This window comes from Streptomyces palmae (assembly GCF_004684805.1).
Lineage (GTDB): Bacteria > Actinomycetota > Actinomycetes > Streptomycetales > Streptomycetaceae > Streptomyces > Streptomyces palmae.
The window spans coordinates 1-8,016 of record NZ_SRID01000323.1 but is presented as its reverse complement, the minus strand read 5'-3'; the positions used below and the strand labels follow the sequence as shown (position 1 = coordinate 8,016).

The 8,016-nt window shown below is 72.7% G+C and carries 9 protein-coding genes; 4 read left to right on the top strand and 5 right to left on the bottom strand.

What is annotated here, in order from left to right:
* Window positions 1-46 precede the first annotated feature (46 nt).
* On the bottom strand, window positions 47-847 hold the full coding sequence (locus tag E4099_RS25455) for a methionine ABC transporter permease (protein WP_135341455.1): 801 nt from the start codon (window positions 845-847) through the stop codon (window positions 47-49).
* On the bottom strand, window positions 844-1,950 hold the full coding sequence (locus E4099_RS25450; RefSeq protein WP_135341454.1) for a methionine ABC transporter ATP-binding protein: 1,107 nt from the start codon (window positions 1,948-1,950) through the stop codon (window positions 844-846). The genes E4099_RS25455 and E4099_RS25450 overlap by 4 nt, the downstream gene beginning before the upstream one ends.
* Window positions 1,951-2,542: 592 nt before the next feature.
* Between E4099_RS25450 and E4099_RS25445 the strand changes: the two genes are divergently transcribed.
* Both E4099_RS25445 and E4099_RS25440 read left to right on the top strand, forming a co-directional pair.
* Entirely contained in the window at window positions 2,543-2,911 is a 369-nt protein-coding gene (locus E4099_RS25445) for a hypothetical protein (protein WP_135341453.1), read from the top strand.
* Complete coding sequence (locus tag E4099_RS25440) at window positions 2,904-3,359, top strand: hypothetical protein (RefSeq protein WP_135341452.1); 456 nt, start codon at window positions 2,904-2,906, stop codon at window positions 3,357-3,359. Before E4099_RS25445 ends, E4099_RS25440 begins: the two co-directional genes overlap by 8 nt.
* Window positions 3,360-3,482: 123 nt before the next feature.
* Here the strand turns inward: E4099_RS25440 and E4099_RS25435 are convergent, their stop codons facing one another.
* The 3 genes from E4099_RS25435 to E4099_RS25425 all read right to left on the bottom strand — a co-directional run bounded on the left by E4099_RS25435 (window position 3,483) and on the right by E4099_RS25425 (window position 5,900).
* Entirely contained in the window at window positions 3,483-3,980 is a 498-nt protein-coding gene (locus E4099_RS25435) for a GNAT family N-acetyltransferase (protein ID WP_135341451.1), read from the bottom strand.
* A gap of 120 nt (window positions 3,981-4,100) precedes the next feature.
* Entirely contained in the window at window positions 4,101-4,619 is a 519-nt protein-coding gene (locus tag E4099_RS25430; protein WP_135341450.1) for an RNA polymerase sigma factor, read from the bottom strand.
* Between the two features lie 135 nt (window positions 4,620-4,754).
* On the bottom strand, window positions 4,755-5,900 hold the full coding sequence (locus E4099_RS25425) for a glycerophosphodiester phosphodiesterase (protein WP_135341449.1): 1,146 nt from the start codon (window positions 5,898-5,900) through the stop codon (window positions 4,755-4,757).
* 271 nt (window positions 5,901-6,171) lie between these two features.
* Between E4099_RS25425 and E4099_RS25420 the strand changes: the two genes are divergently transcribed.
* Both E4099_RS25420 and E4099_RS25415 read left to right on the top strand, forming a co-directional pair.
* Complete coding sequence (locus E4099_RS25420) at window positions 6,172-6,849, top strand: lysophospholipid acyltransferase family protein (protein ID WP_135341448.1); 678 nt, start codon at window positions 6,172-6,174, stop codon at window positions 6,847-6,849.
* 147 nt (window positions 6,850-6,996) lie between these two features.
* Window positions 6,997-8,016, top strand: a 1,020-nt coding sequence (locus tag E4099_RS25415; RefSeq protein WP_245245150.1) for a serine/threonine-protein kinase, incomplete at its 3' end; no start/stop codon positions are given.

Genomic DNA, 8,016 nt, shown 5'->3' with positions numbered 1-8,016 from the left:
CAGTGGACGAGGGCGGGGTGGACGGTGGGCGGGCCGGCCGGCCGGGTCAGGAGACCTTGGCGGGCTCGGCGGGCTCGGCGGCGGGGGCCTCGGCCGTCTTGGACGAGGTCGGGGACGCGGCCGTCTTGGGGCCGGACCGCCGCCCGGCACCGCCGCGCGGCAGCCGCAGCCGGGTGCCGGCCGAGGAGCGGCCGCGGTGCGAGAGCAGCCGGGCGGCCAGGTCGCCCGCCAGCTGGATGACCGAGATGGCGACCGCCAGGATGGCCACGGTGATCCACATCAGCTGGGTCTCGAACCGCTGGTAGCCCTCGCGGATGGCCAGGTCGCCCAGGCCGCCGGCGCCGACCGTGCCGGCCATGGCCGAGTAGCCGATCAGCGTCACGATGGTGGTGGTGGCACCCGCGATCAGCGAGGGCAGCGCCTCGGGGAGCAGGACCTTGCGGACCACGGTCCAGGTGCTGCCGCCCATCGACTGGACGGCCTCGACCAGCCCGTGGTCCACCTCGCGGACGGAGGTCTCCACCAGCCGGGCGAAGAACGGGATGGCGCCTATCGCCAGCGGGACGATCGCGGCGTCGGGTCCGATGGTGGTGCCCATGACGCTGCGGGTGAACGGGATCAGCGCCACCATCAGGATGATGAAGGGCATCGAGCGGGCGATGTTCACGACCTGCCCGACGACCTTGTTCACCAGCGCGTTCTGCAGCATGCCGCCGCGGTCGGTGAGGACCAGCAGCACACCGAGCGGCAGGCCGCCGGCGATGGCGACCAGCGCGGACCAGCCGACCATGTAGAGGGTGTCCCAACAGGCCTGCTCCAGCAGGGGCTGCATCTCCGACCAGGTCACTTGGCACCTTCCTTGAGCAGCGTGGCGGCGGCCGGAGCCGGCTGTGCGGTGTCGGCCACGTCGACCTGCAGTCCCTGCTCGCGCAGGAAGCCGATGGGGACGACGTTCTCCTCGAAACGGCCGGGCAGTTCGATGCGCATCCGGCCCACCTGCTTGCCGGCCACCGTGTCCATGGCCGCGCCGAGGATCGAGATGTCGATGTTGTAGGTGCGGGCGAGTTCCGAGATGACCGGCCGGGTGGCCGCGTCGCCGTGGAAGGTGACGTCGATGACCGTGCGGTCCGCCGCCGAGGGCTCACCGCCGACCGGGAACAGCGCCTGTGCGAGCTCGGATCCGGGGGTGGCGAGCAGTTCGGGGACGGTGCCGGACTCCACGATCCGTCCGCCGCGCATCAGCGCCGCCGAGTCGCAGATCGTCTTGACCACGTCCATCTCATGGGTGATCAGCAGCACGGTCAGCCCGAGCTGCCGGTTGAGGTCGCGCAGCAGCTCGAGGATGGCGCGGGTGGTCTCCGGGTCCAGGGCACTGGTGGCCTCGTCGGAGAGCAGCACCTTGGGATCGCCGGCCAGCGCCCGGGCGATGCCCACCCGCTGCTTCTGGCCGCCGGACAACTGGGCCGGGTACGCCTTCGCCTTGTCGCCGAGGCCGACCAGGTCCAGCAGCTCCAGCGCCCTGCGGGAGCGCTCCCTGCCGGAGACGCCGAGGATCTCCAGCGGGAGTTCGACGTTGTCCTGCACGGTGCGCGCGGAGAGCAGGTTGAAGTGCTGGAAGACCATGCCGATACGGCTGCGCGCCTGACGCAGCGACCTGCCGGCCCGTGGGCCGCGCCCGGCGAGCGCGGTGAGGTCCTGGCCGGCCACCGTGACCGTGCCCGAGGTGGGGCGTTCCAGCAGGTTCACGCAGCGGATGAGGGTGGACTTGCCGGCGCCGCTCTGACCGAGGACGCCGTACACCTCTCCCTCGCGGACATGGAGGTCGACGCCGTCGAGGGCGGTGACCTCACGGCCGCGGGAGCGGTAGACCTTGCTCAGGCCCGAAGTGGTGATCACAGGGGTTTCCGTCACTGTCGAGTGCACGGCGGAGTGCCGCCGGGCACGGTGCATGCAATTGCGGAGCGCGGCAGGAGGAGGTCCGGGCGGCGCGGTCGCGCGGCCACGGGATTCCGGTGACGCGGGGCGGTCCGGGCGGTCACGTCGACGTTGTCGTCACCGCTGCGGAGTTGATGTCCTCCATGGCCCGACCGGGCGGGAGGGGGTCTCGCTTCGGGGCGCGAGGCGGATCAGGGGCCCTCAGCTGTCACACATTCGACACATACAGCGAGCACCGGGCGCGGTGGGCGCCTCGGTCGCGGGGATGCGGCTGCTCGTCGTGGTCATGCGGGCAAGTAAAGCAGACAGGCACCGAACCCATCACAGGTGTCCGAATAGCGGACTCCCCCAGTCGCCAGATGGACAAGAACGGGCAGGGGCCGGTCCACGCCGTGTGGTCCGCCCCACCCTGGGCCACCCTGGGCGATTCGCACGGACACCGGGGCCGGTCCCCGGCCGCGCCTTCTGCCTACGGCGCGGGCAGCTGACGGCGGTCATCCCTGAGCGCCGCGGCCGGGGTCGGAGACCGGAGTGCCGGGCCCGGCGATTAGAGTCGTCCCATGCTTGTCAAGCCCTCTGCCTCCGGTCGCATCGCGGGGAGCCTCCGGTGATCGGCGCGGTGACGATCCTGCTCGCGGTGACCGCTCTGGTTCTGGCCGCCTGGTGCGGACACGCCGCCTACCGCGACCAGCCGACCAAGGACTGGCACTTCATCGGCATGGCCGTGGTCTCGGTGCTCGGCCTGGTCCAGCTGGCCGTCGGCATCGTGCAGCTGGCGCGCGGGGAGAAGCCCGACCAGGGCACCGCGATCTTCGTCGCCTATCTGCTCGGCGCGGGCCTGGCCGTCCCGATCGGCGCCTTCATGTCCCTGGCGGAACGCACCCGCTGGGGCTCGGCGACCGTCTCCGCCGCGGCCGTGGTGCTGGCGGTGCTGGAGGTACGGCTGTTCGACATCTGGGGAGGCACCGGTGGCTGAGACGACCTCCGGCACCGGACGGGACGACGCCGCCGGGCAGCCGGCGCCGGGCCGGCGTCTGGCACTGGGCCAGGGGCCCGGGCGGCTGCTGGTGATGCTCTACGGCGTCTTCACCGTGGCCGCCGCCTCCCGGTCCATCTACCAGCTGATCGCCCAGTACGAGAAGGCTCCGCTGGCCTACTCGCTGTCCGCGGTCTCCGCCGCGGTGTACGCGTTCATCACCCTCTCGCTGGTCCGCGGCGGGGAGGGGGCCCGCAAGGCGGCGCTGGTCTGCTGCACGGCGGAACTGCTGGGCGTGCTGACGGTGGGCACCTGGGCCCTGCTCGACGCGTCCGCCTTCCCGGACCAGACGGTGTGGTCCTACTACGGCGCGCCCTATCTGTTCATCCCGATCCTGCTGCCGGTCACCGGACTGCTGTGGCTGCGCAGGGCGCGTACCGACAGCTGACGCGTCCCCGGACTCGGACACGGATACGGATACGGACACGGGCGCGGCCCGGATCGCGGGCGAGCGGTCCGGGCCGCGGCCGTACGCCCGGGGTGGTGCGTACCGCCCCGGACGCGCGCCGGCTCAGGCGCTGGTGGCGAACGGGGTGGCCGGCTTCTCCAGCATCACCAGGCGGAGCCGCCGGTTGACCTCCTCGACGCCGATCCGGGCGTAGCCGTTCCGGTGGTACAGCCGCAGGTTGCCGTCGCTGCGGTGGCCGGTGAACAGCCGGTACCGGGTGGCCGCGCGCTCCTGCGCCAGCCGCTCCTCGATGGCGGCCAGCAGCCGCCCGCCGAGCCCGTGCCGCTGCATCCTCGGATGGACGATCAGCTTGCCGATGGCGGCGACGCCGTCCTCGTCCACGGTGCCGCGGACCGACCCGACCACCTCCGGCCCCAGCCGGGCCACCAGCACGCAGCCCTCGCCGAGTTCGGTGCGGAGATCGGCCAGTGTCTGGGTGAGCGGTTCGATCGAGTAGTCGCCGTACAGCTCGGCCTCGCGCTGGTAGCAGAGGTACTGGAGTTTGAGGATCTGCTCGGCGTCGTGCTCGGTCGCCGCAGAGATGGTCACGCTCATGCCCATGGTGCGCATGCCTCCCCATGTCCGGATTCCGCCCAGCCGGTCGAGGGTAGGTTCCGGCGGGGTCGCTGGCCTGGCTGGAGTCGTCGCCAGGATGCGCGCCGTCTCCGAGGCGCCGATTGTCTAGGACTCCTTTCCCCAGGGTTCAGGAGCCGCAATCTCCGCCGTGAGCATTCTGCGCAGGCATCCCAGACATCGGGAACGTACCGGCCCCAGGCTGCCCTGTGACATTCCCAACGCCTGCGCGATTTCGCGGTAGGTCGGGTCGGAACGGGACAGCAGCGCGCCCAGCAGGCGGGGGCAGCGCCCCGGCAGCCGGCGCACCGCCGCCCGCAGCACCCGGCTGGTCTCCGCCTCCAGCGCCCGGCCCTCGGCGCAGTTCTCCGGGCCGCCGGCCGGCCCGCCGGCCACCGGGTCGTACGGCACCTCCCGCCGGGCCCGGCGGCGGGCACCGCGCACCTCGGCGCGTACCGCGGTCCGCAGCCAACTGGCCGGCTGCGGCGGCGGCCCGGCCGCCCGGATGTGTTCCAGCAGCCTTAACCACACGCCCTGTTCGAGATCGGCGGGGTCGATACCGGCGCCCAGCGCCTCGGCCGCGGCCTCGGCGGCCAGCAGCGGACGGAGTTCCTCCACGAGATCCATGCCGGGCCTGACGCCCCTGGCCGGCGGCTGGTTGCCCTCGCCGTCGCTTCTCACCCGACCGGGCGAAGCCGGACCCGGCCGGGTGACGTTCGGCCGGGTCCGGGGGGTCCGCCGGGTCGGACCGGCGGACCGGGGTCAGGACTTCTCGAGGAAGGCGTCCCGGGCGAGCACCGCGGTGTCCGCGTTGTCGGAGAAGATGCCGTCGATGCCCGTCTCGAAGTAGGCCTGGAAGGCGCCGAAGGCGTCGCCGTAGGCGTTGGGGTCGGTGCCCCGGCGGAAGTCGGCGGGCAGGAAGGTGTTCTCGTTGCGCATGGTGTACGGGTGCAGGATGAGCCCCGCCGCGTGCGCGTCCTCGACCAGTGTGGTGGGCGTGCCCAGCTTGCCGGCGGCGTCCCGCGGGATGATCAGCTGGAGGGTGGGGCCGATGCCCTGGGCGAAGCCGGCGATCCAGGCCAGGCCCTCGGGCTTCACCAGGTCGGTGACGGTGCGCGGGTCCCCCGCCTCGACGAAGTCCCAGGGACGGGTCCCGGCGGCGTCCAGCAGCACCACCTTGGGGCAGTCCACCAGCTCGCTCAGCCGCTCGATGCTGCTGGGCTCGAAGGACTGCAGGAAGGTCGGGGAGTTCTTCCGGTGCCGGCCGTGCGCCCGCAGCTGCCGGGCCAGCCGCTCCTCCAGGCCGAGGCCCAGCTTGCGGAAGTAGGTGGGGTGCTTGGTCTCCACGTGCAGCCAGATGCGGCGCCCGCGCTTGCGGCCCTCCCGCTCGGCCCACTCCAGCACCTCCTCGAACGTGGGCACCTCCCAGCGGCCGTTGTAGAGGGTGTTGCGCTGCCGGTTGCCGGGGATGCGCTCCTTGGCGCGCAGCGTCTTCAGCTCGGCGAGGGTGAAGTCCTCGGTGAACCAGCCGGTCAGCGCGGTGCCGTCGACCGTCTTGGTGGTCTTGCGGCCGGCGAACTCGGGGTGGTCGGCGACATCGGTGGTGGCCGTGATGTCGTTCTCGTGCCGGCAGACCAGGTGCCCGTCCTTGGTGGGCACCAGGTCCTGCTCGATGACGTCCGCGCCCATGTCCAGGGCGAGCTGGTACGAACCGAGGGTGTGCTCGGGGCGGTAGCCGCTGGCGCCCCGGTGGCCGATGACGGTGGGCACCGGCAGGTCGCGGTAGGAGCCCGCGCCACCCTTCGGGTCGGCGGCGGCCGTACCCGCGCCACCCCACACTGCCGCGCCCGCGCCGAAGGCCGCGACCCCCAGAAGGGCGCGCCGTCCCGGCTGCTGCTCCTGCTGCATGAACACTCCTCGCTGTGAAGTCGTCGTCAGGTGCATGACCTGCCGCTGAGTCGGGCTGATCGTAGGCGCGTTCGGCTTACCAGTGAGAGACGTCGGGCGGAACTCGACGGAAACCGCGGTCAACACCGCGTGGCGGCTCGGCGGTCCCGGTGTGCGCCCGGCGGGATTCCGCGAGTATCGTCCTCACCTGCACCGCGTGCGGTGGAACAGGGACCGAACGGCCCTGGACACCGGTGGGCGCGGCGTACGACGACCACGACCGGAGGACCTGTTGTCCCGCATCTTCCTCAAGGCGACGCTCGGAGTGCTGTTGCGCGTCCTGTTCCGCCCGCGTGTGGAGGGAGCGGAGCGCATTCCCCAGGACGGGCCGGTGATCCTCGCCGGCAACCACGTCACCTTCATCGACTCGATGTTCCTGACGCTGGTGGTGAAGCGGCCGGTGTACTTCATCGGCAAGAGCGAGTACGTGACGGGCAAGGGGATCAAGGGCCGGCTGATGGCCTGGTTCTTCGGGGCCGTCGGCATGGTCCCGGTGGACCGGGACGGCGGCCACGGCGGTGTGGCGGCGCTGATGACCGGCCGCCGGCTGCTGGAGGAGGGCAAGGCGTTCGGCATCTACCCGGAGGGCACCCGCTCCCCCGACGGCCGGCTCTACCGGGGGCGCACCGGCATCGCCCGGCTGACGCTGATGACCGGCGCCCCGGTGGTGCCCTTCGCGATGCTGGGCACCGACAAGGTGCAGCCGGGCGGCCGGGGCATGCCGCGCATCGCGCCGGTCACGGTGCGCATCGGCGAGCCGCTGGACTTCTCCCGGTACGAGGGCATGGACCGCGACCGCTATGTGCTGCGCGCGGTGACCGACGAGGTGATGAGCGAGGTCATGCGGCTCTCCGGCCAGGAGTACGTGGACGTGTACGCCACCAAGGCCAGGAGCCGGCAGGCCGCCTGACCCCTCCCCGCCGACCCTCACGCTGCTGCCACGGCCCGCGGACTTCCGCGGGCCGTGGCCGTATCTCCCGGAAGACCCGCGGCACGGTGTGCGGGTGGGCCATACTGGCGGGCGCTCGACGCCGTCGGCGGTTGAAGGGGACAGCACGTGAAGAGGCCGCTCGGGGCGGACGATCCGCGACGTATCGGACCGTTCCGGCTGATCGGGCTGCTCGGCGGGGGCGGCATGGGCCGGGTCTACCTGGGGCGCTCACCGCAGGGCCGTACCGTCGCGGTCAAGACGGCGCGGCCCGAACTCGCCGACGACCCGCAGTTCAGGCGCCGCTTCGCCCGCGAGGTGTCGGCGGCGCGGCGGGTCACCGGGGTGTTCACGGCCGAGGTGGTGGCCGCCGATCCGGCGGCGGAGACTCCCTGGATGGCCACCGGCTATGTGCCCGGGATGTCGCTGACGGACGCGGTCTCCCGCTTCGGGCCGCTGCCGGTGCCCGTGGTGCTGCTCCTGGCCGGCGGGCTGGCGCGGGCGCTGACCGCCATCCACGCGGCCGGGCTGGTGCACCGGGACCTCAAGCCGTCCAACGTCCTGCTCGCCCCGGACGGGCCCCGGGTGATCGACTTCGGTATCGCGCACTCCGCGGCGTACAGCGCGCTGACGCACACCCAGATGGCCCTGGGCACTCCGGGCTATATGGCCCCGGAGCAGGTGAGCGGCTCGGACACGCCCGTCACCGGGGCCGCTGACGTCTTCGCGCTGGGCGGGGTGGTGGCGTACGCGGCCACCGGCTCGGGGCCGTACGGCTCCGCGGACCCGCAGATCCTGCTCTACCGCACGGTCCACGAGGAGCCCCGGCTGGCCGAACTGCCCGAGGGGATCCGCGCGCTCGCCGCCCGCTGCCTGGCCCGCGACCCGGCCGCCCGGCCCGCCCTGTCCGCACTCACCCGCGAGCTGGGGCCGCTCCACGACCAGGCGTACGCGCAGTGGCTGCCGGGCCCGATCTCCCACAGCCTGCTCGCCCTCGCCGGCGAGATCCTGGGCACCGACACCCCCGAGACGGCGGATGACCCCAGCGACTCGGGTGCCCCGCACGGCCCGGGTGGCGTGGGTGACCGGGCGGGCCTGAGCGGCGGGAGTGGTCCCGATGAGCCGGGTGGACTTGGTGGCCCGGGGGGG

What these genes read in the sequence shown, in the direction of transcription:
- E4099_RS25435 (WP_135341451.1), bottom strand. Translation starts at nt 3,980, where the DNA reads ATGGGCATGAGCGTGACCATCTCTGCGGCGACCGAGCACGACGCCGAG.
- E4099_RS25450 (WP_135341454.1), bottom strand. Translation starts at nt 1,950, where the DNA reads ATGCACCGTGCCCGGCGGCACTCCGCCGTGCACTCGACAGTGACGGAA.
- E4099_RS25425 (WP_135341449.1), bottom strand. Translation starts at nt 5,900, where the DNA reads ATGCAGCAGGAGCAGCAGCCGGGACGGCGCGCCCTTCTGGGGGTCGCG.
- E4099_RS25430 (WP_135341450.1), bottom strand. Translation starts at nt 4,619, where the DNA reads ATGGATCTCGTGGAGGAACTCCGTCCGCTGCTGGCCGCCGAGGCCGCG.